Below are 25,508 nucleotides of genomic sequence, written 5' to 3'. Positions count from 1 at the left end.
CGTTATTCTCCTTTACTTGTTGGTTTTTGAGGTTGCGGAATCATCATCGAAGCAAAAAGACGTGCTTTACGTTCTGGAGATGGCTTATACGCGGCAACCTTATCCAGCAATTCATTGATGCTTGCAACAAAAGATGCAAACTCTTCATCCGTCATATGGAGCGGTGCATTCCAGTAGCCGAATCCGTCTGCCGCGTACTGCTCAACCGGTGTTTTGCTCAGATAAGCGGTTGCTTGTTGCAGCAGATTGGCATGGAAGACGGAGAAGTACCGCAGATGGTCCTCTTGAGATGCGGAGTATGCTTCACTTTCTGAAATGGACAAATTTTCTTGTACGGCAGCATAGACGCGTTCTTCTTGTCCATGTATTTTGTTGACTTGGACAACTTCAATCAAGTTGGATTCCAGCATTAGCTTCATATGGCGGTATAGGGTTGCTTGCGGCACATCCCCAAGCGCTTCCACCAATTGCATAATGGTTTGAGGTTCTCCCGTAAGCAGCTGTTGAATGATTCGCATCCGTACAGGATGAAGCAGTAAATCGGTTTTTTTCACAAGTATCACCTCGTATTTGTATAGGTTGCTGAATGTGCAACGATAAGGATTGCTTGACTATCTATTATTATTTTATATAATGATAATATCATGATTGAGACAAGATTGCAAATGAAGCTCGTTGGAACGGGATGAACGAACAACAAATGAAAGTAGGGTTGAGTATGACATTAGAACAAAAATCAAAGTTGTTTAAGAAGCGATGGCCGAAAGTAGTGCTGATTATCGTGTTGGTGCTTGTAGTGTCAGGAGTCGCGGGTTCCATTTACCAAGATCGAAGCAAGCAGGCGGAAGTCACCCGATATCCGCCATTGGGCACAATGGTTGAGGTTGAAGAGAAACAGATGCATGTGTACGCACAAGGTGAAGGAGATATGACCATTGTGTTGGCTTCGGGACATGGCACGGAAAATCCATATGTGGATTTCTACCCGTTGCATGAGAAACTCTCAGAGCAGTCCAGGGTGGTAGTTTATGATCGCTTTGGTTATGGCTGGAGTGATCAAACATCGGTTCCAAGGGATATTGATATCATTACGCAAGAATTGCACACCTTATTGCACGAGAGCGGAGAGAAGGGCCCTTATCTTTTCGTCGCACATTCCATTGCATCTCTGGAGGCTATTCGCTTTGCCCAGATACACCCGGAAGAAGTTGCGGGTATTGTTCTGCTTGATGCTGGCAATCCAACATTTTACGAGACCTATGAGACACCTTCGAAAGCAGCTCAGAAGATCATGCAAACGTTGAAAAACACCGGCGTGCTGCGTATGCTATCCCATATTGATTCCGTTGCCGATACCTTGCTTCAGCCAGAAGAAGGAGATGGGCAACATATTCCTGAGTCGCTCAAGAAATTGCAGCTTGCGATGTTCTTGAAAAATTTTTCGAATGACACCGTCATTGACGAAATGCTGCATCTGCAGTCTAATGCTAAAAAAGTAATCGAGGCCGGTCATCTTGGGGATCTTCCGCTAATTTGGTTCACATCGGGAATCAATCAGCAAGCGATCCAGGGGTGGTCGGAGTCTCAGGAAGCGTTGGCGGAATGGTCTACAAACAGCAAACAAATAATATTAGATAGTGCGGGCCACTATGTGCATCACCATGAACCTGGACTTATCATCGAGGAAATTTCGAATCTGACAAAAGCTTTGCTTCAAAATTGAATGGAGCAACTCGAGGTTAACAAGAGGGGCTGTGTTTGTCTAGCTATTCGACCGACTGACAGGCGAGCTCTGCCTTTCGTAGAACGCACCTTCGTGGAAATGGATGGAGGAATTCGAATGGCGAGGCAACAACCCGGATTAGTAACTGCATGGGTTTGATTACAGAATTACTGTCTAGCTATCTCACCTGCAAAAACTCGCTTAACGAGTGTTTGCAACGAGTAAAATCGCGATGCTACGCAAAAAAAGCGAAGGTGCAACCGGAAAATGGCAAGGTTGCAACCTCTGATAGATAGATAAATAGTGGCTGTCGGTTTACGATAAGGGTGAGGTGAAGAGAATGGAATTTTATCAAAAACTAAAAAAGCTGAGGGCACAAAAAGGATGGTCCCAAGAGGAATTTGCCGAAAAGCTACAAGTCTCCAGACAAGCAATAAGTAAATGGGAGAACGGTCAAGGATTTCCGGAAACAGAAAAACTGGTGAAAATGAGCAGGCTATTCCAGGTTTCGCTCGATTACCTGTTAAAGGATGAAGATCAGTCCATTGGAGAACACGGAACGACTGAGGAAGGCTATTATGCCAGTCAGGAAGTTGTGGAAGCCTATCTTTTAAGTAAGAAGCAGGGTGCCAAAAAAATCGCCGCCGGAGTGGCTATTCTTATAGCCTCAATCTTATTGCCTATGTATTTTCAAGAAGCGTTTAGCTATGTGTTGTTTATGATGGTCGTTGCTGTTGGAGTGGCTATCTTGGTGTGGCAAGGCTTTAGCGTAAAAGCGTACAAGGAACTTGAAACACAACCATTAGTTTTTGATGATTCGTTTATTAAAGATTTTAGACAGAAAAACTTGGTCAATCGTAAAAGGTATGGAATATTAATCGTCACCGGAATTGTGATCATTATATTAAGTTTTGGGATCCCTTTTTTGACTAACGACACTGGTCAGGCTGATAGAGATCCCCTCTTAGTGCTAATGCCGCTGACATGGGCATCTGCTGTGTACTTGTTCATTATTGCAGGTTCGGCATTGGAGGGCGAACGATTGGTTACCAACAATGAAGAATATGTAAAGGAATATGAGAAAGATGAGGAATCGAGCAAACATGGCTGGATTCATGCGGTAATTTGGCCCTTGGCAGCTGTTGTTTTTCTGGCGATCGGTTTTATTTGGAATGCTTGGCATCCTGGGTGGTTAGTGTTTCTGGTTGCCGCCGTTTTTACAATCGCTTATACTGCATGGAAAAGTAGTAAAGATTGAAAAGGAAGATGGCAGTCCATTCTGACATCTTCCTCCACGATTCAAGGAACTTTCCAAGCATGCTTTTTTGAAAATACTAATACTCATATTTGTATCAATCTGATTTTGAATAACGCAACGTATATTCTTTCAAAAATAGTCTATATATCCGACTGTTTACTACAGAATCAAATAGGTCGTGAGAGTTATCTCCGAAAAGAATGTCGTTTCTTATCATTTGAAGCAAGTAGGAGTGTAAACTTTCAGGTACAAATAATCCTATTACATGTACAGGCAGGTCTTTGCATCGCTCTATAGCCCGATAAAACATCGGCAATTCGTAAGGCATAGCCGAGCCGCAAAGTATACGAATATCTGCTTGTATAAAGGATTCTTGTACCCTAGGATCACCCAAAACTCCACAATCCGTCACAATAAAGTTATAATCGCGATCAAACTCAGGGGTTAAATAAAAATTAGCCCCCTCCATTACATAAGAGTTCCCTGATTTCTCCGGCTCGAACAGATGGATAATGTGAGCCAAATGCTTGCTCGTATTGGCTTCTAAATAACAGGCATTCCCTCCATGGGCTTGAATCCAAAAAACTAAATTCATTGCCGTTGTCGTAACGCCTACCCGTCGATCGCTACCAGCTATGGCAATTCGAATGTTCTTACAGTCAAAAATATATTTCTCTTCATCAGGTTGATTTGTTTCCGACGTTGCCTCTACTGGTTCAAAGGAAACAGAATGAGTATAACGCTGCATCCCTTGCTCCGAAAAACACTCTTGTATTTCTAATAACATCGTCTCAATACTTTTTGAAGTTACTACATTCGTGATTCCAGCCCGGATCAGTTGTTGAAGAAAAGGGCTACTCTCCGGCAGCCCTTCGGCAATGACAATGATTCGAATTTCATACATCGTTTGAAACGATAACAGAGCTTGAAGCATTTCCTCATCAGATTCCATTACGGCTTTCCGATCAATCGTTACGTATCGAACGTGACTAAAATGCCGCATGTCTTTCACCACAAAGGATAGAAGCGAGAATTGTCCGGTCAGCTTTTTTACCGGCAATTCCTGCTCCGTCTCTAATTGATCCAGTAAATTCACATTCGTATTGCTGGTCAGATACAGAATCATGGTCATCCTTCTTTCATAAACAATAGGATTGATCCTACAATTACGATGACAATATAAATGAAAAGCTCGATGAGTTGCTTCTTTTTATTCATCATTCATCGTCCTCCTGCGGCTCCCATATAAGCAAACTTGTACTCGGGAATCTCGAAGTGAACGTGCATTCGTTTGGAGCCGATCATAAGCAGAGCGTGTTCGCGCTTTTTACTGGCGAGAAGCTCCTCTTCAGCTTCAGTTAAGTTGTACAGTTCCCGAGTTTCTTTGAGGTTTTGTCCATCGGTTCCCATCAGGATTTTGATGCAAGGAATATCGAGCAGCGCTTGACCGTACATCTTCACTTCAGGAGCCAGAAAATCCACGACGCTGTGAGAGATAATGGCCAAACTCGCTTCATATTTCCGTGCTCGCTTCTCGACGTTCCGAAGAAAAACTAGACTTTGCGGAACGTTCGGGTCGATCATGAGATAGGATTCATCACAGATTAGCAGTACCCGTTCATTCCGATCCTGCGACATCTGCTCCCAGCACCAGGATAGCAAATTGAAGTATTGCGTTCTCTTGATGTTATCGGACGTATTTTGAAGCGAATGCGTATCCAGACAAATGCAGCGGCTGCGGGTTTGAATGGTGCTGTGGCCATTCCATAAAAAAGAATCCCCGCCGTGTGCAATATCGTGCAACAGCAGGGATAATTCTTTATAGATGTCATCCTGTGTCGCTTGTTCCTTGGCAGAGATAAGGTTGTGGAGATCAGAAAACGTTGGAAAGTCCATGGACTTCAGTTTAGTGATGTCGGTGGTCCATGTGATTTGAAATTGATGATATAGCTCGATTAAACATTGCTTGAGAACGGCTTTTTGCATCATTGTAAGGTCAGGGATGTAAAGATTAAAAAATATCTCCAAATTTTTGAGATGCAAGGCCATATCCGACATGCCGTTTCCTTCATCCTTATAGAGCGGATGCTCCTCGTCATCATCGTCACGAGGAGCTGGGCGAATTTGCAACGGATTGATCTTTCCGCCTGCGCCGCCGCCGGCATTGATCCAATCGCCGTTTAAGCGCAGAGTTAGCTCTTTGTACTCGGATTCGGGGTCCACGAAAATGATTTTGGTTCCTTTCATGTACTCGCTAAGCGCAATATGTTTAACCGCCGTCGATTTGCCCACACCGGCTATGCCCATCACCACGATGTTGGAATTCGTTCGATCCCCGCCGCGCCGCCATAGATCAACAATAATCAGTCCGCCGCTGGCGTCCTTGGCTAGGTAATAGCCGGTTCCATCATTGAAGCCACTGCTGGCAAACGGAAAACCACCCACGAAGGTACTCATCGGCATGATTTTGTTCAATACATTTTCGATTGGCTCCTGAGCAGGATATAAAGGCGACAAATGGGTGTAGCTTTCTTTCTGAAGATGAGCAAGCGTGCGAATTTTACAGCGCATCATGCTGAATGTGTTTTCAACGCGGCGACAAGCTCGGTTGAAAAGCGTTTCTTCATGGGCAAACGGCATGACGACCATGTTCATGAGTCCTACCGTTTCGCCGTTTTGGTCAATTTGCAGCATGATTTGCTCGCCGTCCGCTGCCGCTTTTTCTGCCCGCTGGCGGGTAAGCGGGTCTTTGGCGCTGTCGGCCAGACTGCGGTTTTGGGTAATGGACTTGGAAATAGCATTGATTAAGGCGCTGTTGTCAATCGGCTGAAAACCGATGGCGACCATCGTAGCAGGCAGATTGGTGAGAGGGGAGAGCCAGCCAATGTCCACTTTTTGCGGGTATTGGATGACGCCATACATTTTAGCTGCCTCTTCTCCGACGGTAAGGCCCGCACGTGAAAAACCAAGGCCCATTGGTGTAATGGCGTTCAACAGAGATGAATTAGAGGATACGTTAGCATTGCGTGACATAAGAAGTGCCAACTCCTTTCATGAAATGATCCAAAACGGTCCGCCCGCCAGCGTTTTGTCGGGCTTCAGTTAGGATGATATTGAAATCCCAAGACTGCTCGCTCCTTTTCTTGCTAGCCGGGTCAGCGACTAAAATGTGCCCATCTTCCGTAACGCCGCGCAGAACAATGAAATGGCCGGATGAAGTGAAATGCCCTTTGGCCATAATGGCGATAACGAGCTTACCGGCACCCAGAGCATCGACGATGGTCTGCTTATCCTTAACGGTCGCACCAGTTACCTGTAAACCAAAATGTTTGGCTCCGTCTGGAATCAAGCTGTGGTAGCTGCCGGTGCCTTCTGCCAAATAGCCATTGTCATAGGCCCACTTGGACATGGTGACCGGATCAACCGTTTGACCGGTTAGCGTGGAGACCACAATGGAAAGAGAAGTCGGGCCACAACCTGCAACACCAATCGTATCGTTTGGGCCGTAAGGCTTGTCTGCCCATCGGATATCTAGTTGGTTAAAGTACACGACTTCTCGGCCGCCGTCCTGGAATACGACACCTTCGTATTGCTGGCCATTGCTTTCCTTGTAACCCTCTTCATCTGCTTGCAACAATTGCGTGTATCCGTAATCGGAGCGTAAATTTTCAACAATTGGAGCTTCATTGGGAGTGAGCCAGATTTTGAGGGATTCAATCGGTGAAGTTAACAGTTGTAAAATCATGGCGACGAGAAGCAAAAGCGCGACAATAGGAACGGCGATTAGAAGGAGGAGACGTTTGCGCGCTTCTTCGTCAGCAGCCAATTTGGCGGCAAGTTGCGCTAGTAACTTAGCCGTTGATGGGTCCATGCGTTATCCCTCCCTGAAAAATAAAAATGGGATGGCTTCCTCTGGGTCATCTTGATCGAGGTGACTGTAAGCCGGATTGTTCACCAAATTGCATAGTCGAACAATCTCTTGCTGCTTAAGAAGTTGAGCCTGCACTCCGGCATCTTCAAAATGCTGGACAAGTCGTTTGGCCTTGTCCAATAAGTTGCGTTCATCGCCCTGTTCTTGTCGTTGCCAGAGCGTCAAATAAAATTGCCGCTCAACCACTTCACCGGATAGGGACAACGTGTTCATCTCCATCAATTCTTGTCGCAGCAGTTCTTTTTGTGTAGCATCGGCGGAGGGGAGCAAGGAGGAAAGATCGGTAATTAAGGGGGAAATATCGACCGGTCGGCTGACAGCCAGAAATTTAAAGGGGAATCGAATAGAAGAAAGCTCGGCGGTTAGCTTTCGGATAAGAAGCCGCTTTTCTGCGAGGCTTAACAGGTCAAGGCTGATTGGAAAGAGGCGAAGGTAAGACAGTACCCAGCCGTCCAATGTAAACAGGAAATGTCCTTGAATATCTTGAACGTTGACGAATTGTTGCGCCGTTTGATCAGCCGCATCACTCGTCGCTTGCGATCGTCGCTTGCTGGTTCGGAGGAAAAATAGAACTGCTCCTCCGCCTATGAGGCAGAAGAGCAGGATGAGGATCGGCAGCAGCATGGAAGCAGCACCATCCTTTCATTATTTTAGTGGCGCGATATGCCAATCGGAGAACAAGTTATCAGATATTGTGATTGAACTTTGAAGTTGTAACGTGAGCATCCCGTCTGGTGTCCAAGCATCCAATACACGCGTAATCGGGGTATAGGGACCATCGGGGTACCAGATGGGCGTGAAGTGTACCCGACTTTGGTAGGTGGAGAAGACATTCGGCATTAACCAGAGGTTGGCGTTCAATCCATTCGTTTTCAGGTCATGCAGTCGCCAATACGTTTGATAGTTAAATTCGGGGAAATAAGATACGGCATTTTGCGCTCCAGTCATGTGGCTGCTGGGCGCATTAGAAGACACGGCAGTAGATACATCCATTTCAATGCCGTATCCGGATTTGATGCGGTCGGAAGCTGTATTAGGAGACTTGGTATCAGGAGTAACGGATTGTGTGGCCGAAAGCGAGGCGTTATAGCCTGTCCAGGTGTAATCCCACCATCCTTGATCTTCCCAGTGCCCAAAGTCCACCCAATAACCGCTATCCGGTCCGGCGCTAATCCATTGCCACTTTGGAATCCAAACCCAATAGGCGTGCCAGCGAGCAGACCATATGCCCCAGGAAGCGGTGGTTTTGGCTGTATAGCTAAGGATAGAGGGCTCTTGAAAGCTATCATTTCGGTCCGTTGCCTTCGGATCGGGAGGTATATTCTGATTAAGATCGACAATGGAGGCGGTGATGGGAGAAGCGCTTAATGAGCCCTTTGAGGAGCTTACCTGAATGGAAATCGTCTGGGGTTGGCTTGGTGTGCGCCATTTAACCCAAACCAGTTGACTGTCTCCCTCTGGAATAACAATATTACTGACGGTGTAGCTGCTGCCCATGATATGGAAAGTAACGCTGGCCGGGGACTCTGGAGTGATCGGGGCGGAAGTGGAGAGACGTGCGGATGTAATAACCTCGGTATTGGTGCGATACTGCACGCTTGTTTGACTTGGTGGCGGGGGTGTAGGTGGCGCACCGTTAAAACGGACAATGCCAAGTCCCAGGGAAGTGATAATTTGGTCGTTGCTTACCCTGCTGCTACGTGAGCCGCTCCACGCGGGGAAATCAAGATCGGGATTTTCCAGAAACATGGACAAAGGCAGATTTTGATGGGTGAGGCTCACCATTTTGGAACGTAGACCCCCACTAAGGATTTGATCGTATAAAGCCGCTTCATGAGCCGTCATCGCCATGAATCCGCCTTGAAAGGTAAGATAGGCAATGGGCTCCAGCAGTAGCTTATAATTTCCGTTGGTCAACGTATCGTAATCCATGCCGGTATCGTTGGCCACCATTTTGACTGCACCTTCGGACGTGAAATATCTTTTGATGACCTCAATGTTGGTTATGGTATCACCAGAGCTGATAATGCGTGGCATTGGGGTTGCGGGGATTTTATAAGCGTAGCCTCCCACCTTTACCGTAAGAAGTGTGCCGCTACGATATTGGAGTTTGCTGACTTTCCCAAAATGAATTAAACCGGAGGAAGGTGTTTTGTTTGTATAATCTAAAGGGTTTGAGACAGGCTTTTCATCTATTGCTCGAACTATCGTTATTCTTACTCCGTCATAACCGGGGGTCCATTTATTTTGCGATGTTCCCGATCCCATGTCTCCTCCGCCATTATCAATATTCCCGTCACCGTTTGCATAGATTGAGGAACTAACGGAAGACACAATTATGAATAAAGAAAGTACTGAAATGAGGAAACGTTTCATTCTGATCTCCTCCCAAAGCAAAAAGGTACAGGCGATTACCTGTACCTCAGCTCAATGTAATATTTTAATCCATCGTACCTACTTGCTTATTCCAATCTCCATCTGAACTGCTTTGACTGCCTTGATTTTCACCAGAGTCTTCGACCCAACCGAAACCTGGAACAAAGACTTTGCCACTGCTATTTTTGTCGCCCGCATTCGGCTCATTTTGCGGCTTGTTCGGCTGGGTTTCTTTCTCCTCATAAGTCGGAGGAGTATCAGGAGCCTGTGGTTGCTCCGTTTCTACGGGCTTAGGCTTTGGCGGCTCTGTCGGTTTTGGTGTCGGAACCGGTTCGGTAAGAGGTACTTCGACTTCCTTAACTTCTTTCTCCGGTTGAAGCACAGGCGATTCCGAAATGCTTGAACCCGCATCTTGTGTTACTTCGGGAACGTCGGGAACCGTGATAGGTTTAGAATTAGAAAGTTGAGCGTCAGAAGATGGATCGGGTGTAACATCCGGTATCGTAACAGCGGCAGAAGGATTGGGAGATGGAGAAACGTTCTGGTTGGTTTCAACCTTGGCAGATTTACCGCCGCCATCATTGTTTAACGCCCATAATCCCATTGCTCCTAAAAGAATGATGCAGCCCGTCCATACCCATATTTTGCGTTTCAAGATGAATCAACTCCTTTTCATTTGAATGAATAGAAAAAGGAATGGTTATCCCTATTATACTGTATAAATCTGTAAATTCCAATTAAAACGGTGATCTTGTTCGTTACGTATGATTTTTGGACTTTCAGAAACGTGGTCGATACACGGCCTGAACCGTCAGGTTTGCTTGCATGGGAGGCAGATGCCCCCAGCCAAATGATAGTGGCACGGTGAGGTGGATCTGAGCTTCAGCGGTAAACTGTTGCATGGAATGGGGGGACGTGGGAGCAAACGGTGTATTGATGACATTTACTTTTAGTTGGGAAATGCTATATTCGATGTGCTCTGAGGACTTCCTTACATAGCTGCTCTCTTCCTGAACGAGTCCTAAATCCCGGCTGATGCGGTTGTAGATGTCACCTGTCGTCCATGATTCTTGCCACTGATTGCTGGAGCGGGTATACCCTCCCGAATAACTTTGGCGTAAGCCATTGTAGACCAAGCTATAGTTCTCTGTCGCCACGGCTATGATGGCGCTTTGTGTGGCGTCCCGTACTTCGGCTGCAATAATAGACAGCCGAAAGTATTCAAAGATGCAGCAGGACAGCAGCAGAATAGCCAGTACGATCGTTATCGCAAGTGGATACCCGCTGCCAGAACGGTTTTTCCAAAGTCGCATCATTTCCAATACACCTCGGACTTTCCTTTAGCAGAAGCAGAAAGCTCGATGGGAAACGAGCCAAAGCCTCCGAATAAACCGATATCTACCGTCATGTGCAGCGAGACCGACACTTCCTCATTAATTTGAATTTGGCCTGTTTTGCTCCACGAAATGGTGGGGTGCAGCCCGGTTTGTTCCTGCAATTCATTGACCCGCTGTGTAGTTTCCGAGCCGACTCTGCCGGAAATCTCTGCTTCCCTCACCAGTTCATTCGCGAACGTATTCAGCTTTTGCTGGGCCATAAACACCGGAAAGACTTGAATGGCAAGTCCGACGCAGAGCATGGCCGCCAGCACAATGACGGCGACATCGACATAGCCTTCGCCTCGCCGGGAGCAGATCGCTCGATTCAGCATAGAAAGCCTCCTTTCTTAAATGGACTAGAACAACTTGCCGATCGCCTTCATGATCTCCATGCCGATAATGACCATGTAGGTAAGGATGTAACAGGCAAGCATGAGGAAGGAATATTTGCGGATTTTGCCGGGGCGTTTCATTGCAATCCGCTTGAGCTTCTGGATCTCGGCCAGTTTGAAATCGTGAGCCAACATCTCAAAATAGACAACGCCTTGGTCGCCGCGCAAGACGGCCAGCAAGCCGCGCACCATGTCAGAGAGCATGGGGCTGCCGATTCGGGTTTCTAGTCGGAGCAGCGCGGTTTCCAAATTGCCGCTTTTCATATCAGCAATCGTCATTTGAAGTTCATGCTGCAAACTCTCTCCGGCATGGCTGGCATACGTCTCCAGTATCCGCAGGACATCGCGGGATGCCTTCAATTCTTGGGCTACGGTTGCGACAAAACGGGGGAGCTCCGTTTCAATTTGTTCTCGCTTTTTTCGCACCACTTCGTCGGCAGAGCGATAGTCCTTAAAAAAGAGAGCGATTGCCAAAAAAATCAATAGGGGAGAAAGCAGAGGCAGCAAGGGAAGCAGCGCCATTCCTGCACCCAAGATTAGACCTGCTTTTACAATCGCTTGCGAGAGAAACACTTCGGGTGTGAGGGAGATGCCCGCGGAACGGAGCGTAGCCGCCGTCTTACGTTTGTAATAGTCGCTGAGTGGCAAGCGTTCTGCCAGCAAGGCGGAGAGACGAAAGAGCAGCACGTGCAGGGAGGATGGTTTTCCGTTACCAGTTTTGGCTACCTCCAGAATCGCTCTTGTGCTGGCACGGGTGGAGACATGCATTAGATCAGCCAACAAAAAATAGGCACCGGCTGCAAAAGACAAACCGAAACCAAAAAGAAGTCCCGTCATAAATCAGGTGACACCTCCTTTACCGTTCCCATTCGTCATCGATTTCGTCTGACGAATGCAGTGTTTCGTATGGATAGTCGCTTTGTTCCATCACTGGAAGGGAGATGGACTCGTAGTTGGCAGTCCTTTCTGCAACGCTCGGCAATTTGCCCATTTCAGCCATGGACAGGTAGCCGTTGCCTGCAATGATGATGTGATCAAGTACTTGGATGTTTAATGGGTTGAAAATATCAACCATCCGTCGTGTTAACTGTACGTCTTCAGGAGAAGGGGAGAGCGTGCCGCCTGGATGATTATGGGCAAATATTAAAGAGGAGCAGTCGCAATTCAATGCGGCCTTCAAGATATCACGGGGGTAAACAGGCGCTTGGTCGATGCTTCCTTCCGAAATCGTTCGGGTCTCGATGATGCGATTGCTGTTATTCAAGAAGGCAACCATGAACCGTTCCCGGTCCCGAACGCCTTCGAGCAGCGTAGAAAAATAGTCGCCTGCTTGTTGTGGCGAGCGAATACACTGTCTGGCGTTTTCTTCCTCCCACTTGACTACGCGATAGGCCCGAAGGAATGCATTGAGCTGTTCGATCTTTTGAAATTGCGCAACAGTCGGTTCCAAAACACGAGGATGTTCCAGCACGTTTATCAGGTTGTTTACCTTGCCGTATTCCTCCAGCTTGTCTAGCGGGATGCGAGTCAATTTGTGAATAGATTGGACAAAATCAGAAAAATACTTCTCATTCGTGTGGAGGTAACCCATAATCGTTTTCCTCCCCGAGTTCGGTATCATCCCTTTGTGACATGCGATCAATCAACAATTGAAGCGCTCGAAGCTTCTCCAAGCTTTCCGTTGATAAGGGCATTCCCTCATCTAACCGTTGGAAAAGGCTGACCACGCCGTACCGAGCAAGCAGTTTTTCCAAACGGGCACTTTCATTCTCATCCGCTTCAATCAACTCTCCCAGCAAGGCAGCGACGTCTTTGTTGTTCATAAAGGTATCCTCCTATCTTCGATAATCAAGCGGGCGTGTCAATCGAATGACCGCACCCAAAGAAATCAGTATAGCTAGCCCACATAACGCTAGCACCATGTGGCCCGGCGTCGTTTGCGTCAAGGCGCGATACCAGTCCCGATTCAAAAAGTATAGCAACGGGATATTGCCAATCAGCAGGAGCGCCATCGTCAAAAACTCTTTTAGCGGCTCATATAACGCCGAATCCAGTTCAGCCGAAACGACGCGCATATCCGATAGCTTGGCGACAATGGGCATCAGTGTCGTTTTCAATGTGCGATCCTCCTGACAAGCCATCAATGCGTCGCACCATTCCTGAAATACGCTGTTATGGATGCGGCCTCGCAGCTCTGTGAGCGCCAGATGCAAATTCGTATGAATCAGTTTGGATTCAGCCAAAAACGCCTGAAACACATCGGATACGGGCGGATTCAAATAGGGCAAATTCTCCTCCACTGCCGACAGGATATTTTCGCTGCGCAGATACGATGTTGTAATAACGGACAATGCGGTTTCCAATTCGGCATGCAACCGTTTTTTATAAAACGTTGTACTAAACAGCACGAGCCAAAAAGGCGACATCGCCAGCCCGCTTGCAAAGACCGGCAGAAGCCAAACATTATTCAGCATTAAAGCAAGCAGCGAACCACCTATTGCCAGTAGCAGGGAAAGAGTAAAAAGAAAGCCTATGCGCTGCTCATGACCCGTTTGCTGTAAAATAGCGGTCACCTCGGCAATCGTAGCCCGCCATCCTTTCAGCTTCTTTGGGCGCTGGATGCGGCGCATTTGCTCAGCTATCGACGGATTGCGCGTTTGCCCTCGCTGCAAGCGTTCTACCAACGCTTCGATCAGCAGCCGAGGGGACAATCGGAGCAGCAGCAGGCTTCCTGCGGATAAGCCGACAAAGGCAAGCAGGAGCAAAACTATCATGTGCTATCGCCCCCTTTTTGTAATCGTTGCAACATGGACAAGGGGAGACCGTTTTCCAATAGACGCTTCTGTAAACCGGGAGAGATGTCGTTCACTTTTTCATAGTCGCCTTCAATGCGAATCTGTCCGCCGACTTCCCGAGTGGATCGGACTGCGAATCGATACAAAGGAACCACTTCACGCGTTCCATCCAGTTGAATGCGGCATTCCGTGATCTCCATGATGCGTCGAACATTATCCTCCAGCTTTTTGACAAAAAGGACAATCGGGAACGCTTCGGTGACCAAATTGAAAAGCGTTCTGTCATTCATTTCATACTTTTGCGTACAAAGCGTGACCATCCGATAATAGGTAGCAAGGCATGAATTGGCGTGGGTCGTAGTGATCACCGTATGACCGGTACGAGCCGCTTCCTGAGCGGCAAACGCCTCGGCGGATTTCATTTCTCCAACACAGATCACATCAGGGTTGGCTGTGAGTGCAAACTCAAGTAATTTCTCCTGATCGATGTTTTGACGCGGGTCATCGCTGGAACGGGTTACCGTATGCACGACATTATTCAACACATGACCATCTTCATCGGTGATGACAAGATCAAACTCGCGGGTGCCGTTTTCAATCGTAAAAATACGCTTGTCAAAAGGGATGGTGGATAACAGCCAGCTCATCAGTGTGGTTTTGCCGCTGCCAGTTGCTCCGGTGACACAAATTGATAGACCATAGCGGAGACACAAGCTAAGAAAGTCCAGCATGTCGTCGGTGGCCGTACCGCCTCGAATAAAATCTTCCCGCGCCAGCTTTTGCGGGTTGACAATCCGAATGGAAGCGGCGATGCCTTTGTCCTTATCCGTGATCGGTAGACCAAAAACGGTAATGCGAATGTTGTTGGCAAGGTGTCCACGAACGATGGGCTGCGAGTAGTCGAGAATCATGCCGGACTGGTGGAGTAAACGCCGAATCACATTGACCGCATGTTCGGGGGAAGAGAACTGTTCATCGGCAGGCAGGATAGAGCCGTTCGTGTAGCTGATTTTCACGTCGTTATAGCCGTTAATGTTGATCTCTTCCACGTCACTTGCAAACAAGTAGCGGGTCAAAAACGAATACTCCACCATTTCCGCGTACAGCCGGTCGATCAGTTCATCCAAGGAAAGACTAGAGACATGCAGACGATGATCGGTCAAGTATTGACTAATGTACGCGATTATCTGCTGTTTTTGCTCTGCCGGATGCCTGCTAAGCAACGTCGCGTATTTGCTAGAAAGGTAGGCTTGTACCTCCTTCAGTACTTCGTTAAAGGGCTTGGATTGGCTGGAGAAATAAAGTGCGGTTTGGTTCATTTTCGACCACCTCGCCAGCTCCAAAGCTGCCCTTTGAACCAACGTACGATAGATGCCTTGTTCGCAGCCGATACGGATCGCTGATGTGGCTTCTGCGTGTCCTCGGAGACGATCAACCCCATCATGTGGGAGATGCCTTCCTGATAGGCAGTGGCATCCTTGCCGGGCGGAAGCGAGTCCATTAATCTTGCTTCGAGGGCTTGCTGTTCCAGCGCAGCGATGTGTGGCAGGAGGAAGCGGATACCTCCGACAACTTGGCTGTACGTCCGACTGTCTTGTCCGGGTTTGACATTGGACAGAATCGGAATCGTTTCCGCGTGTTTAAACCGGGCATCGGACAACAGCGGCAAATAGGAAGCGTAAAACATCATGCTTTTCAGGTCGCAGGTATGAAACCGGAACACCGTATCGGCCAATTCCAGCGCCACGGTAGAGAGCAAGTAGGCGGACACATAGCTGGCGCAATCCACCAGCACGACATCGGCGGTATGTCTGGCCAGTGTCAATAAGTCAACGGCTCGTTCACGGCTGTAGTCGGCATAGGAAAATAAATGATCGCCTTTTTTGTAGCCCAGAAATGCGAGATGGGGTGATCCTTTTAATGCGAGAGAATAGCGAAGTAGGTCTTCTTGGGCAAGTGTGGGCAGACTGAGCAGTTCGCCAAGTGATTGTTGCTCACTTACCTGCTGAGGTACGATCGAGGCAACGGAAGGGCAGAGGGCATCGCTAAAAATGACGAGTACATTTTTACGGCGAGCGGCAAGGGCTTGAGCCAGCTTGACGGTGGCAATCGTTTTGCCGCTAAACGGACTGCCCCACATGACAATCAGCGGTTTGTTATTCATGCGCAGCTTCCTCCGGTTTCTCCTTGGAAGTAAAATAGGCATCTTGTTGATCAAGGAATCGTTGCGCAGTTGCCGCATCTCCCCGATATACGAGTGCAGCATGGAGCTTTCCTTTGTTTTCGATATCGGTCAATAAAACGGCTTGCTGTGGCTGAACGAGCAGTGTAAGCGTGGAAGGCAGTTCCTTTTCGTTCTCGTCTTTTTGGTCGTTTGTTGCGGATTGGGCATCCAGACCTCTGCTAGTCGTTACCGACAATACTTCAACATACTGTAACTCCGGGGGCAGCGCGGTCGTACGAAGATCGCCGTAGTCGGCTGCGATCAAGCTGACAATATCACCAGGCTGCAGCTTACCTGACAGTCCTGCCGCGAGGCTTTTGATCGTAACGGATAGGGCTTGTTTTTGTCCGTCAAGACGGGTCAGATAAGCGTCGAGGGGAACTGCCGACAGCTTGGAGGGGAGTACATAGTCGCCAGCTTTCAGGTCGACAGTGGCATACTGCCCCACTACATCATCACTTGATTTCAGTACGTCAGCGGGCAAGTTGTAGGCTCCGACATTGGCATTTTCTACGTGGGTTGCGGCAATGGCCTCTCCCCTAGCCACATCTTGGACAATGCGTACAATGGCGACTTGTTCGCTGGCGCTCCGGTTCAGCAACGGTGCAATGCCGAGGCAAAGGATGAGGGAGAGAATAATGCAGCTTGTCCCCAACACGGTACGGTTTTTTATCCAACTCATGAATGTGAGTAACCTCCTTCTTTCATAACAAATGAAGTAATGTAAACGAGAGCAAACCGCCTGCCGCGAGAAAAGGAACTAGCGGTAAGGCGGTCTGTTTGGCGCTTTTAAGTCCACTACGAAAAGCAATCCCAATGGCGAACAGCAAAACGAGCGTTAACCCAACAATACTTTGCAGGATGCCGCCGACAGGTCCCAAGACAAAGCCGCAGGCAGCCATCAGCTTGATGTCGCCGCCGCCGATCTTTCCGCCTGTGATAACGGCGGCCAGCAGATAAGGCAAGCTGGTGGCAAGCAGGCCAAGGAGAGCCGACACCAGTTGAAGCTGGAGCAAGCCTGAACCAACTAACGCAAGCGGCAACCAATTGGGAATCTCACGTGTGCGAATGTCGTGAGAACTCGCGATCATGAGAAACAAGGCAAACAGAAAGCCTTTTACCAAAAAGGTGGGCTCCGCGTCCATCATGGCTTGCGCTCCGTCATCGTCCAACTGCTCAAACTACGATAAGGGTAGAACTTCTGCGATTTTGCAAAACGAATCATAAACGTGATCTGGTCCAGCACGGACAAATTGTGCCGGTCCTTGGTCGTCATCATTACGGAGGCGGATACGCCGATCAGAAAGACAACCATCGCCAGCGGGACGCTGCCACCCATCAGCCAAAGGAATAGAGCGATACCTACAGCGGCAAGTGAGCCTACAGCAGATTGACCAAGCTGACGCTGACCAAAGCCGGGGAACCACTCCGCTTCAGGCTTGACACCAAGGGGAATGTACAAGGACTGTTCTTCCAACAACATTGTCTTCTCCTCCTTTACAAGTTGTGTTGTTTTTTAATATGGGTTCGCAAGCAGGAGAAATGAAACGAGCAGAGAAGTTGAACCTTTAAGCGAACCATTTATTACGTTGGATGAATGACAGGACATTTTCAGGAGGGATGAAAATGAAAGGCAGAGAATCGGAGACAAGAGCTTTTCAATTACCCGCTGTTGATTTTGAAGATTTGCGTTATTTATTGGAAGAGCTAACTTTAGATAAGGTGGAGGTTCAAAATCCTTATGGAGGACGAGCATTAGGGAAAGTCGAAGTCGACTCGGCTGAAGGGAAAGTCAGTATGGTTTTACGCTCGGAGCTTTATTGCCATGAAGCTTCGATTTATCAAAGTCTGATCATTGACAGAATTGCTTTGGCACCAGAGCGAATGGGGATTGGAACAAGAGTGGTCGAATGGTTAAAAGACTATGCACAGCGTAAAGGTTTTGATCGAATTTGTATCAGAAATGCTCATACGGATGCTAGCGTTGGACTGGCGCATAAACTAGGTTTTATAAACGTTCCCGTTGATGTTCATCTTCGAGAGATGTTCAGTAAAGAGGAGTCATCCGATTTCCATCTGCTAATTTCACGGTGTTAGGCCTGAGAATCTGAACTATAGGTGTCGGCAAGCACATTGGGCCATTTAATGCCGCAGGCGAGATCATGGATACAGGTCTCGCTTTCTCTTGCACAGGGGGAGAGAAAACTCTTCAGTTACTGATAGTAATACTGGATAATGTCTTTTACTTGCCAGATGCTTTCTGCGAGTATATAAAACAACACGACATTGCGGGCACGCTTTTTGTACTTGGTCGCTTCTTCGTCGGCTCCTGACAGGCGTACCATACAATAGATGAAGCGAAAGATGCAGCCCAGGCGAATAAGCACGATGACCGCCTGAGCTAGTTCCTCTAGCGTTACCATTTTCCTCACCCGGCCTTTATGAGCTTTCGGGCCATACCAACCAGCTTCACGCTATGGTAGACGTTGTTCACGACACCGCCGCCTCCGCCAGTCGTAATCAAGAAGTCAGATAAAAAGCGAGGTGTCCGAATCGCTAGCACCATACAGGCCATGCCCCAAAAGATGTGGTCTTGCAGCATCAGGCCAACGCCCAGTTTAGCAAGCGCAATTTGAATGACAACCGCCAGCATCGATTGCATAAACTTCTGCGCATAAGCACGAAAGATGCCCCGGTCATTATCCAGCAATCCTGCGCAGGCTAACGGGATACCTACCCGCAAAATAAACATCTCCAGTCCGCGCATGAGGAATTGGAAATAAAGAATAAAGAAACAGACAACAAAGATGAGACCGAAAATGGCGGTCACCAGTCCCATGGAACTGATACTGTCCACCCAGAACTGCCAGTTATAGTCGGTGGACTGGCCAATGACAGCCAACAATCGGTCTGTTAAGTCCTCTACGATCTGACCGAGCCAGGTGTAGATGGTCGGGAAGCAAATGGCAACTGCCATGGCCCGAAAAAAGTTGGTAAGCAATAATAGCGGCTCCTCATCCGGATCGCCGTCTGTCCAGAGGACATAAATTTCAAATCCCTTTTTCAAAAACTTCAAGATCATGAGCGCGACTCCAAAACCGAACAGGATGTCATACAAACTTTCGGCAAGATCCACGCCGGTGGAAAGCGTCATGTAACGCTCTGCATAAAGAGAGATGGGGATGATGTCTTTCAACAACGTATCCATGTAGATGAGCGCGCCATTTAGAATGGCGACAATGAGCAACAATAAAATTTTGTCCACTGATTCCTCCTTTCCGGGAAGCGGTGCGGACACCGCTTCCGCTCAAGGCAGGTTTACCCCCTGTAGTTGAACATTTCTTGGATTCGCTGCCTCAGTGTCGGCAGAATGGTTTCGCCAAACAGCAGGTACAGGCCAGCCAGTACCAGTGCTCCAATGACAACGGCCATAAGGATTTTGACCGCCGTATCCACAAAGCCTTCCCCGCGGCGATTGCTAATCGCCTGCTTCACGTTCATTACCGCACGAAAGTATTTTTTTTGCAGCCATTGTTTCATGATAAGATAGCCTCCTGATTTTTTAGGATAGAAAAAACAGCCTGCCGATGCCTCAGCAGGCTTGTCTTACTTGTAGTAACCGATGATGACGTTGAGCAAGGCTGAACCAAGCACCGCCCCGATACAAGAAACAACCGCTATGATAATGCGGTTGTTCCACTTTTTGGTGTCCATTTCATCGGCGGCGGAACGGCGAATAAAGAAATAAATAATGAGCAGACCGGTAACAACGGGGGCCAATATCATCAGCCAAGTGGTGACGTCACCGATCAGTTTTTCCGTCCCTGTCGCCAGCTTGCTATCTTGAATGCTATTTGCGTAAACGGAAGACGCTGAGAAAAGAAAACCTAAGCTACAGCAGGCTGCTGACAAAGAATAACGAATCAAAGCTTTTACTCTTCTGAAGAATAAGGTGGAAATTGGTTTTGCGCGGCTGCCGCACGTTGCTGTTCGGCCAGTTGCCTTGCAATGTCCTTCTGGTAGTACACCCAAATGTTCCACAGCTTCACCTCCTCTCGGGTGTCGGTTCGAATGGGCCTCCGCTTTTCTCGTTCTTCCCGAACTTGGCGATTATGTTCCTTGTCACCCAAGCCCATCATGCGATTGAAAGCCCAGGTGCTTAAATCGGGAGCGAACATCATGGCCGGATGACTGCGGGAAAGCACGAGTTGATAGGGACGGGAGATGCGGCGCACCTCATCCACGGTCAGCAGCTTGCGCTCCAACAAATTGAGACTATGGGACGTGCTAGGCGTCGAGTATTTCCCGTGCGAAGCAGATAACGAGTAGCTGGAGGTGGTGTAGGTGCCGAGCTTTTCGCTGACTTCACGCAGCGTTTCTAAATCGTCTGCCTGCAAATAAATCCAGGTCTGGCAGTTCGATTTGATCGTGTTTGCCACATGATCGTCGTACTTTTCCTTGAGCTGTTCGAAACTCTGCACGAACAGGTTAAAACGCATCCCGCGTCCGCCGCCGACCGTCAATTTGTTCGTAAAATCGGCAATCGGCGTAAAGTTCCCGAACTCATCAAGCAGAAAGTTGACGCGCCGTTTAAGCCGTCCGCCGCGCAAGTCGGCCTCTGTCGTCAGCAACTCATATAGCTGAGAAATCATCAGAGACGCAACCGGATAAAACGTCGTCTTTTCGTCCGGCAAAATAATAAAAAGCGCCTGTTTCTTCTCGCCAAGATCGGCTAAAGAAAAGTCGCTTTTATGGGTAATCGCATAGATGGATTTGGAAGTAAACAATCTCAGCGTCGTGAGTGCCGAGGTGAAGAAGCTGCCTTTGGTGCGTGAAGGCGCAATGTCGGAAATACTGAGCAGCGCCCGGGCAGGATGCTGCTGCGGCAAGCGCTTGATATACTCCTGCATCGGCGTTTTGTTTCCGGTTTGCTTGTTCATCTCGGCCAAAAACCAGTACACGTTGGTCATGTTCTGATATTCCGGTCGCTTGATGTTGTCCCAAATGACGCTTAAGATAGAGGCTGCAATGACGGACATCTCGCCGTTTGTCCAAATTTTTTCCCCCTGCGCTTTGCCGACCAGCACATTCGTCATATCCCAGGCCAGCATTTCGGCTTGTTCCTGATTGCCTCTTAGCGTGGCGTCAATCACCGGCTGGAGCAGGTTATAATGATGGCTCTTTTCCGGGTGGCGGAAATCCAGCGCGAGTACCTCATAGCCCAGCTTTTCCAGAAGGGGAGCGCTGTAATGGAATAACTCCGCCTTCGGATCGGAGATGACCAGCGATTCACCGGCCAGCGCCAATAGGCCAATGGATTGCAGGACGACAGAGCGAGACTTGCCGCTGCGTGTAGCGCCAATGCAAAGCGTATGGACATCATCGCCCACGTAATAAAGTCGTTCTCTCCCGCGATCTTGCTGCAAACCAAGCACAATGCCGCCGTTGCGCAAGTTAAGCGAATTTTTGGGAATCGTCTTCGGATGAAAAGGCATTGATTAGACCTCCTGTGTGAGTGATTTTCAAAAAACGTCGTAGAGTAAAGGTAGAGTAAATGGTGATAATTGACAAATTGTAGACTCGTGTTAAAATGTCATTAATATATGGAGAAGAGTAATGAAGAGAAGAAAGTAGAAGAGCTCTTATGTCCAGAGAGCAGAGGGAATGCTGCAACCTTTGCCTTAAACTCTTGTACATAGTCGTCTCAGAACTGTTAGGCGAAACCGAATGAAGCGCTAAATTCGGCGAGTAGTCTCAAACGGGTGCACCCGTTATCGTGCTGAAAGTAAGAAGAATTTACTTTGTGAGGCCGAGATCGCGAGATTTCTGGCAAATCAGGGTGGTACCGCGAAAATGAACCCTTTCGTCCCTAAGTCATGGCAGTATGCTGTGGACTTGGACGGAAGGTTTTTTTGTTGATATCTTTTTTACCAGCAGAAGGAGATGGAATTTATGCCGTATTCAGGACAGACGAAACCGTTAACTCCCGCGCTTCTCCTCTTAATGTCGGTGTCATGCGGGCTTGCTATTGCAAATTTGTACTACAATCAGCCCTTGTTAGCTGATATGGGGCGAACATTTGGGGTGGATGATCAACATTCAGGGATCATTTCCATGCTCACCCAGATCGGTTTTGCTGTGGGCATGTTTTTATTTATCCCCTTGGGGGATATCTATGAAAAAAGGAAGTTGATCACAGTGCTTCTGCTCGCGGTCGGGTTGGCGTTGATTTTCCTGGCAACGGCGCAAACACTGATGTGGCTTTATGCAGCAAGCCTTGCAGTGGGTATCACTACCGTAACGCCACAAATCATGGTACCACTGGCGGCTGAGATTGCTGCTCCCAATGAACGAGGCAAAGCAATCGGGAGTGTGATGAGCGGTCTCCTGACTGGTATTTTGCTCGCACGAACAGTCGCCGGTTTTATTGGCGAGTTGTTTGGCTGGCGGGTCATGTTTGGATTTGCCGCCGCGATGATGTTTGGTATGGCATTTATTTTGTTTCGGCAACTGCCCGCTAGCCAATCGAGGGCAAAACTAACGTATAACGAATTGATCCGTTCCATTGGTCAGTTGATCTCCAAAGAGCGCACACTCCGGGAATCAGCGCTTATTGGCGCGTTTATGTTCGGCGCATTCAGTGCATTCTGGACGACACTGACCTTTTTTTTGGAAGGTCCAAGCTACCAGTACGGAAGCACCTTGATCGGACTGTTCGGCCTTATTGGTGTAGTTGGAGCAGCTACAGCCTCTATAATCGGTCGACTGGCGGATCATGTCAGTCCCAAACGCATGATTGGATGGATGAGTGTAGTCGTCTTGCTCTCCTACTTATCCTTCGGGCTGCTCGGAACCTGGCTCTGGGGGTTAATCCTCGGTGTCGTTTTGTTGGATTTGGGTTATCAAGGCGTTCACGTTTCCAATCAGGCTCGCATTTACAGCCTGTTGCCTGATGCAGGAAGCAGACTGAACACCGTTTATATGGTCAGTTCATTTCTGGGAGGTTCCATAGGCTCGGCTTGTGGTGCGGCTGCTTGGAGCCATTGGGGATGGTTCGGCGCATGTGCTGTCGGTGGGGGAATGGCAGCCATGGCATTCCTGGTTTGGTTGGCTCATCGCTTGTCAAAACGTGAATAAACGGTGTGTTCCGAATTTAAGGGGAACGTTAAAGGTACGGCTTAAATTAGGTATTGCCGCCCCAGGCAACTATCTTAAACTATTCTTAGGAATCGTCTTCGGATGAAACGGCATCGGTTCGTTCCTCCTGTTCGGATGATTTTAAAAATTGTAAATCATCGTAACCGGTATCAAGTAAGTGCCGGATAAAAGGATGACGAAGTTCAAGCGTACAATGGTCAAACGCTTGGGACCATTCGTCTTCCTGCAGCCAGCGGGCCGATCCGTGCTGATGCTGTCCGGTTGGAACTGGCGTTTCAATGCCCGGAGCCACTTGCTGCAACTTGCTTTGATAAGGCTGGCTGTTCTTGAGGAAGAACAGAACAGCCAGCAGCATGACAATGCTTTGCAGACATACGAATAGGAGAAGATGGGGGCGGCTGGAACAGAGACTATCGAGACTTGTTGCGAGGGAAGGGAAGGCAAGTCGTGATGATTCTCCCGATAGCAAGTGATGCAGCGCGGTGCTGACAAAGAGATTGAATGCACAGCCTACCCCGACGATCAGGAAGGAAATCCAGGCCTTTTGCTTGGTCTTCACAGTTCGAGTTCTCCGCTTGGCTCAAAAAAGTCGTCCGATTCCCTGGCTTGAAGAATGGCGACAGACTTGTCGGTTTGATAGGAAACCGATCGGTGCTGAGTATCCGGCTCGTCGTTGCCCGCGGCGGCTTGATCCAGTTGGATTTGCAAAAACAACGATTTTGGCGCAGCGCAATCATGAATATGGCCCCATTCTTCCGTATGCAAATTGTGCATAGCCACGTAAACCGGAAAATCTTCGCATAACGTATGCGTTAAGCTGTCTTCACTTACAATTCGTTCGGCCACAGCGGGATGTGAGGCGGAAAGCTCGTAGATCGGGATGGCGCAATCATCCATCGCATACAGAAGATACTCGCCTTGCCCGCCAGCTTGGTTTATGGCCATCTCCGACAGGACTTGCTCTCCGATAACTTGATGAACCGCCAGCATGGGTTGTCCGTCTCGTTCTACGAAATAAATCCCGTTATCCAGTGGCTGATGATTCGTAAATTCAGTCCATGAGGTGTTTTGAGGAGGTGCAAATTCTCCGAAGTATTCTGGGGCAAAATACTTCCCGTCCTCCGCCAATTTCTCCGGGTTTTCCGTGATTTCACTCAATTCCGGGTGGGTGATCGCCCCTTGTTTGGCCAGTTCATAAGCAGGTACTACACTCTTCACATCATCAAAATAGATATGATCGCCTTGCTTGTTGCCCAATTTTAATGATTCCTCGCTCAAGACGTCTTGGGCGTAATCAGCATCCAGCACGAGGCCGCTGTTTCGCTCGGCCTGCATGGCATAGATGTGGAGGCCAACCTCCACGCAAGTCAAAATGTTGCCCCAAATGGAGCTTTCCGGTCTTGGCATAGGGATACCTCCTTTAACGTTCTTCGGCAACCTCCAATGCTTCCGGATTGCCGTCATAATCGTGAGAAAATTCTTGTTCGTAGTCCAGATGAATTTCCCGATCTTTTAACGCAGGCAGCAGGTCTTCCAGTTTATCGATCAGGATCTGCACCTGCTCAAACTGCTCGACTGTTTTGTCATTGGGCGTGATGAGAAATTTGACCATTTCATCGTGAATAAGCAGCAATTCAGCTTCATTGAACAATTTTCGTTCATCTACCAATCCACTGCGGCAAGCAAAGTTCTCCAGCGCCTCATCCTTGTTGTAGAAATATTGCCGCTGAACCGGTGTGCCATTGTCCGGGGATAAGCGGTAAGTGGAGAATACGTACTCGAACAGCGGATGATGCTTGCAAGCCAGCACAACATCGCCATACTCACATAGCTTATAAACGCCGTTGGCGATCTTGGTATCATTGTCCGTATACGGTTTATCGGTGCAGATGCCAAGCTGCAACGCCGTTTTTCGGGCCAAGTCTTGAATGCCGCTCATCAACCGATCGGGAACGGTGACAAAAGGATTCTTTTCGATGCTGTCCATGCGGGTATAAAAGGCGACGAGCTGGTCCTTCATATAAAGATCAGCCAAATAATCGGCGGACGCCGAGCGGCGCACTTCGATGCCTTGTTGAGTAAGTGCGGCAAAAAAGGCTTTATAAAACTCGCTTTTGCTTTTCATCGGGCTTCCCACCTTTTAGACAGTCTGTAAAGCGGTCATTAGCGTTCTCGATCCGCTTCCGTCTCGGCTTCCAGCAAAAGTTTGTCAATAGGGAGTAGAAGTGCGTCAATCCGGTGCAGCACCCTATCCAGATCCTCCCGGTCTTCG

Annotated in this window: 30 protein-coding genes; 4 read left to right on the top strand and 26 right to left on the bottom strand. The window is 48.3% G+C overall.

Features of this window, described 5'->3' with window-relative positions:
• Positions 1–2: 2 nt before the first annotated feature.
• Complete coding sequence (locus ABC336_RS07475; RefSeq protein ID WP_212940657.1) at positions 3–554, bottom strand: helix-turn-helix domain-containing protein; 552 nt, start codon at positions 552–554, stop codon at positions 3–5.
• A 131-nt stretch (positions 555–685) separates the two neighbouring features.
• Here ABC336_RS07475 and ABC336_RS07470 point away from each other — a divergent pair, with 131 nt between their 5' ends.
• Both ABC336_RS07470 and ABC336_RS07465 read left to right on the top strand, forming a co-directional pair.
• Positions 686–1,723, top strand: coding sequence for an alpha/beta hydrolase (locus ABC336_RS07470; protein WP_413238079.1), 1,038 nt, complete (start codon positions 686–688; stop codon positions 1,721–1,723).
• 340 nt (positions 1,724–2,063) lie between these two features.
• Positions 2,064–2,981 (top strand): helix-turn-helix domain-containing protein, encoded by a 918-nt coding sequence (locus tag ABC336_RS07465; RefSeq protein WP_413238078.1) that lies wholly within the window; start codon positions 2,064–2,066, stop codon positions 2,979–2,981.
• Positions 2,982–3,075: 94 nt separating this feature from the next.
• Here ABC336_RS07465 and ABC336_RS07460 read toward each other — a convergent pair whose 3' ends face one another.
• The 17 genes from ABC336_RS07460 to ABC336_RS07380 form a co-directional block, all read right to left on the bottom strand.
• A complete protein-coding gene (locus ABC336_RS07460) occupies positions 3,076–4,107 on the bottom strand; it encodes a hypothetical protein (protein ID WP_249413083.1) in 1,032 nt (343 codons plus the stop codon).
• Positions 4,108–4,202: 95 nt separating this feature from the next.
• Positions 4,203–6,014 (bottom strand): VirB4 family type IV secretion system protein, encoded by a 1,812-nt coding sequence (locus ABC336_RS07455; RefSeq protein ID WP_413238077.1) that lies wholly within the window; start codon positions 6,012–6,014, stop codon positions 4,203–4,205.
• The gene (locus ABC336_RS07450) at positions 5,998–6,852 is read right to left on the bottom strand and encodes a C39 family peptidase (protein WP_413238076.1); all 855 of its coding nucleotides are present in this window, start codon (positions 6,850–6,852) and stop codon (positions 5,998–6,000) included. Before ABC336_RS07450 ends, ABC336_RS07455 begins: the two co-directional genes overlap by 17 nt.
• Positions 6,853–6,855: 3 nt before the next feature.
• Complete coding sequence (locus ABC336_RS07445) at positions 6,856–7,536, bottom strand: TraC-like domain-containing protein (protein ID WP_095398195.1); 681 nt, start codon at positions 7,534–7,536, stop codon at positions 6,856–6,858.
• Positions 7,537–7,557: 21 nt separating this feature from the next.
• Positions 7,558–9,288, bottom strand: a complete 1,731-nt coding sequence (locus ABC336_RS07440) for a DUF8193 domain-containing protein (protein WP_413238075.1) — start codon at positions 9,286–9,288, stop codon at positions 7,558–7,560.
• Positions 9,289–9,352: 64 nt separating this feature from the next.
• Positions 9,353–9,943 carry a DUF6550 family protein gene (locus ABC336_RS07435; protein ID WP_413238074.1) on the bottom strand — a complete coding sequence of 197 codons (591 nt, stop codon included), beginning with the start codon at positions 9,941–9,943 and terminating at the stop codon, positions 9,353–9,355.
• Between the two features lie 124 nt (positions 9,944–10,067).
• Entirely contained in the window at positions 10,068–10,604 is a 537-nt protein-coding gene (locus ABC336_RS07430) for a hypothetical protein (RefSeq protein WP_413238073.1), read from the bottom strand.
• Complete coding sequence (locus ABC336_RS07425) at positions 10,601–10,999, bottom strand: DUF4320 family protein (protein WP_459564704.1); 399 nt, start codon at positions 10,997–10,999, stop codon at positions 10,601–10,603. Before ABC336_RS07425 ends, ABC336_RS07430 begins: the two co-directional genes overlap by 4 nt.
• A 24-nt stretch (positions 11,000–11,023) precedes the next feature.
• Positions 11,024–11,896: a secretion protein F gene (locus ABC336_RS07420; RefSeq protein ID WP_213410932.1), complete on the bottom strand. Its 873-nt coding sequence runs from the start codon at positions 11,894–11,896 to the stop codon at positions 11,024–11,026.
• 19 nt (positions 11,897–11,915) lie between these two features.
• Positions 11,916–12,650 (bottom strand): JAB domain-containing protein, encoded by a 735-nt coding sequence (locus ABC336_RS07415; protein WP_413238072.1) that lies wholly within the window; start codon positions 12,648–12,650, stop codon positions 11,916–11,918.
• A complete protein-coding gene (locus ABC336_RS07410) occupies positions 12,628–12,882 on the bottom strand; it encodes a hypothetical protein (RefSeq protein ID WP_413238071.1) in 255 nt (84 codons plus the stop codon). The genes ABC336_RS07415 and ABC336_RS07410 overlap by 23 nt, the downstream gene beginning before the upstream one ends.
• A gap of 12 nt (positions 12,883–12,894) precedes the next feature.
• Positions 12,895–13,833, bottom strand: a complete 939-nt coding sequence (locus ABC336_RS07405) for a hypothetical protein (protein ID WP_413238070.1) — start codon at positions 13,831–13,833, stop codon at positions 12,895–12,897.
• Positions 13,830–15,173 carry an ATPase, T2SS/T4P/T4SS family gene (locus tag ABC336_RS07400; RefSeq protein WP_413238069.1) on the bottom strand — a complete coding sequence of 448 codons (1,344 nt, stop codon included), beginning with the start codon at positions 15,171–15,173 and terminating at the stop codon, positions 13,830–13,832. The genes ABC336_RS07405 and ABC336_RS07400 overlap by 4 nt, the downstream gene beginning before the upstream one ends.
• Positions 15,170–16,018, bottom strand: a complete 849-nt coding sequence (locus ABC336_RS07395) for a hypothetical protein (RefSeq protein ID WP_413238068.1) — start codon at positions 16,016–16,018, stop codon at positions 15,170–15,172. The genes ABC336_RS07400 and ABC336_RS07395 overlap by 4 nt, the downstream gene beginning before the upstream one ends.
• On the bottom strand, positions 16,011–16,760 hold the full coding sequence (gene cpaB, locus ABC336_RS07390; protein WP_413238067.1) for a Flp pilus assembly protein CpaB: 750 nt from the start codon (positions 16,758–16,760) through the stop codon (positions 16,011–16,013). The genes ABC336_RS07395 and cpaB overlap by 8 nt, the downstream gene beginning before the upstream one ends.
• 22 nt (positions 16,761–16,782) lie before the next feature.
• Entirely contained in the window at positions 16,783–17,226 is a 444-nt protein-coding gene (locus ABC336_RS07385; RefSeq protein WP_413238066.1) for a prepilin peptidase, read from the bottom strand.
• Complete coding sequence (locus ABC336_RS07380) at positions 17,223–17,561, bottom strand: hypothetical protein (protein WP_413238065.1); 339 nt, start codon at positions 17,559–17,561, stop codon at positions 17,223–17,225. Before ABC336_RS07380 ends, ABC336_RS07385 begins: the two co-directional genes overlap by 4 nt.
• Positions 17,562–17,704: 143 nt before the next feature.
• Here ABC336_RS07380 and ABC336_RS07375 point away from each other — a divergent pair, with 143 nt between their 5' ends.
• Positions 17,705–18,175 (top strand): GNAT family N-acetyltransferase, encoded by a 471-nt coding sequence (locus ABC336_RS07375; RefSeq protein ID WP_413238064.1) that lies wholly within the window; start codon positions 17,705–17,707, stop codon positions 18,173–18,175.
• Between the two features lie 116 nt (positions 18,176–18,291).
• Here ABC336_RS07375 and ABC336_RS07370 read toward each other — a convergent pair whose 3' ends face one another.
• The 5 genes from ABC336_RS07370 to ABC336_RS07350 form a co-directional block, all read right to left on the bottom strand.
• Positions 18,292–18,501 carry a mercury transporter gene (locus ABC336_RS07370; RefSeq protein ID WP_213410942.1) on the bottom strand — a complete coding sequence of 70 codons (210 nt, stop codon included), beginning with the start codon at positions 18,499–18,501 and terminating at the stop codon, positions 18,292–18,294.
• Positions 18,502–18,506: 5 nt separating this feature from the next.
• A complete protein-coding gene (locus ABC336_RS07365) occupies positions 18,507–19,343 on the bottom strand; it encodes a conjugal transfer protein TrbL family protein (RefSeq protein ID WP_213410943.1) in 837 nt (278 codons plus the stop codon).
• Positions 19,344–19,396: 53 nt separating this feature from the next.
• A complete protein-coding gene (locus ABC336_RS07360; RefSeq protein ID WP_213410944.1) occupies positions 19,397–19,618 on the bottom strand; it encodes a DUF6133 family protein in 222 nt (73 codons plus the stop codon).
• A gap of 66 nt (positions 19,619–19,684) precedes the next feature.
• On the bottom strand, positions 19,685–20,005 hold the full coding sequence (locus tag ABC336_RS07355) for an Mbov_0395 family pilin-like conjugal transfer protein (RefSeq protein ID WP_413238063.1): 321 nt from the start codon (positions 20,003–20,005) through the stop codon (positions 19,685–19,687).
• A gap of 5 nt (positions 20,006–20,010) precedes the next feature.
• The gene (locus tag ABC336_RS07350; RefSeq protein WP_413238062.1) at positions 20,011–21,573 is read right to left on the bottom strand and encodes a VirD4-like conjugal transfer protein, CD1115 family; all 1,563 of its coding nucleotides are present in this window, start codon (positions 21,571–21,573) and stop codon (positions 20,011–20,013) included.
• Positions 21,574–22,021: 448 nt separating this feature from the next.
• Between ABC336_RS07350 and ABC336_RS07345 the strand changes: the two genes are divergently transcribed.
• Positions 22,022–23,215: an MFS transporter gene (locus tag ABC336_RS07345; protein ID WP_413238061.1), complete on the top strand. Its 1,194-nt coding sequence runs from the start codon at positions 22,022–22,024 to the stop codon at positions 23,213–23,215.
• 85 nt (positions 23,216–23,300) lie between these two features.
• On the opposite strand, the gene ABC336_RS07340 is transcribed toward ABC336_RS07345, so the two are convergent.
• From ABC336_RS07340 to ABC336_RS07330, 3 genes are read right to left on the bottom strand one after another with little or no spacing between them, the layout of a single operon-like run.
• A complete protein-coding gene (locus tag ABC336_RS07340; RefSeq protein ID WP_413238060.1) occupies positions 23,301–23,795 on the bottom strand; it encodes a hypothetical protein in 495 nt (164 codons plus the stop codon).
• Entirely contained in the window at positions 23,792–24,643 is an 852-nt protein-coding gene (locus ABC336_RS07335) for a hypothetical protein (RefSeq protein WP_413238059.1), read from the bottom strand. Before ABC336_RS07335 ends, ABC336_RS07340 begins: the two co-directional genes overlap by 4 nt.
• Before the next feature lie 13 nt (positions 24,644–24,656).
• Positions 24,657–25,361, bottom strand: coding sequence for a hypothetical protein (locus tag ABC336_RS07330; RefSeq protein WP_413238058.1), 705 nt, complete (start codon positions 25,359–25,361; stop codon positions 24,657–24,659).
• Positions 25,362–25,508 lie beyond the last annotated feature (147 nt).

It is taken from the genome of Paenibacillus jepli, assembly GCF_047238105.1.
Taxonomy (GTDB): Bacteria; Bacillota; Bacilli; order Paenibacillales; family Paenibacillaceae; genus Paenibacillus_D.
The sequence above is the reverse complement of the archived record's forward strand: the minus strand, read 5'-3'. Positions and strand labels throughout refer to the sequence as shown.

Excerpts from the sequence above, each read along its gene's own strand:
- ABC336_RS07470 (WP_413238079.1), top strand. The coding sequence starts at position 686 with ATGAACGAACAACAAATGAAAGTAGGGTTGAGTATGACATTAGAACAA.
- ABC336_RS07465 (WP_413238078.1), top strand. The coding sequence starts at position 2,064 with ATGGAATTTTATCAAAAACTAAAAAAGCTGAGGGCACAAAAAGGATGG.
- ABC336_RS07460 (WP_249413083.1), bottom strand. The coding sequence starts at position 4,107 with ATGATTCTGTATCTGACCAGCAATACGAATGTGAATTTACTGGATCAA.
- ABC336_RS07455 (WP_413238077.1), bottom strand. The coding sequence starts at position 6,014 with ATGTCACGCAATGCTAACGTATCCTCTAATTCATCTCTGTTGAACGCC.
- ABC336_RS07450 (WP_413238076.1), bottom strand. The coding sequence starts at position 6,852 with ATGGACCCATCAACGGCTAAGTTACTAGCGCAACTTGCCGCCAAATTG.
- ABC336_RS07445 (WP_095398195.1), bottom strand. The coding sequence starts at position 7,536 with ATGCTGCTGCCGATCCTCATCCTGCTCTTCTGCCTCATAGGCGGAGGA.
- ABC336_RS07440 (WP_413238075.1), bottom strand. The coding sequence starts at position 9,288 with ATGAAACGTTTCCTCATTTCAGTACTTTCTTTATTCATAATTGTGTCT.
- ABC336_RS07430 (WP_413238073.1), bottom strand. The coding sequence starts at position 10,604 with ATGATGCGACTTTGGAAAAACCGTTCTGGCAGCGGGTATCCACTTGCG.
- ABC336_RS07425 (WP_459564704.1), bottom strand. The coding sequence starts at position 10,999 with ATGCTGAATCGAGCGATCTGCTCCCGGCGAGGCGAAGGCTATGTCGAT.
- ABC336_RS07420 (WP_213410932.1), bottom strand. The coding sequence starts at position 11,896 with ATGACGGGACTTCTTTTTGGTTTCGGTTTGTCTTTTGCAGCCGGTGCC.
- ABC336_RS07415 (WP_413238072.1), bottom strand. The coding sequence starts at position 12,650 with ATGGGTTACCTCCACACGAATGAGAAGTATTTTTCTGATTTTGTCCAA.
- ABC336_RS07410 (WP_413238071.1), bottom strand. The coding sequence starts at position 12,882 with ATGAACAACAAAGACGTCGCTGCCTTGCTGGGAGAGTTGATTGAAGCG.
- ABC336_RS07405 (WP_413238070.1), bottom strand. The coding sequence starts at position 13,833 with ATGATAGTTTTGCTCCTGCTTGCCTTTGTCGGCTTATCCGCAGGAAGC.
- ABC336_RS07400 (WP_413238069.1), bottom strand. The coding sequence starts at position 15,173 with ATGAACCAAACCGCACTTTATTTCTCCAGCCAATCCAAGCCCTTTAAC.
- ABC336_RS07395 (WP_413238068.1), bottom strand. The coding sequence starts at position 16,018 with ATGAATAACAAACCGCTGATTGTCATGTGGGGCAGTCCGTTTAGCGGC.
- cpaB (WP_413238067.1), bottom strand. The coding sequence starts at position 16,760 with ATGAGTTGGATAAAAAACCGTACCGTGTTGGGGACAAGCTGCATTATT.
- ABC336_RS07385 (WP_413238066.1), bottom strand. The coding sequence starts at position 17,226 with ATGATGGACGCGGAGCCCACCTTTTTGGTAAAAGGCTTTCTGTTTGCC.
- ABC336_RS07380 (WP_413238065.1), bottom strand. The coding sequence starts at position 17,561 with ATGTTGTTGGAAGAACAGTCCTTGTACATTCCCCTTGGTGTCAAGCCT.
- ABC336_RS07375 (WP_413238064.1), top strand. The coding sequence starts at position 17,705 with ATGAAAGGCAGAGAATCGGAGACAAGAGCTTTTCAATTACCCGCTGTT.
- ABC336_RS07370 (WP_213410942.1), bottom strand. The coding sequence starts at position 18,501 with ATGGTAACGCTAGAGGAACTAGCTCAGGCGGTCATCGTGCTTATTCGC.
- ABC336_RS07360 (WP_213410944.1), bottom strand. The coding sequence starts at position 19,618 with ATGAAACAATGGCTGCAAAAAAAATACTTTCGTGCGGTAATGAACGTG.
- ABC336_RS07350 (WP_413238062.1), bottom strand. The coding sequence starts at position 21,573 with ATGCCTTTTCATCCGAAGACGATTCCCAAAAATTCGCTTAACTTGCGC.
- ABC336_RS07345 (WP_413238061.1), top strand. The coding sequence starts at position 22,022 with ATGGAATTTATGCCGTATTCAGGACAGACGAAACCGTTAACTCCCGCG.
- ABC336_RS07335 (WP_413238059.1), bottom strand. The coding sequence starts at position 24,643 with ATGCCAAGACCGGAAAGCTCCATTTGGGGCAACATTTTGACTTGCGTG.
- ABC336_RS07330 (WP_413238058.1), bottom strand. The coding sequence starts at position 25,361 with ATGAAAAGCAAAAGCGAGTTTTATAAAGCCTTTTTTGCCGCACTTACT.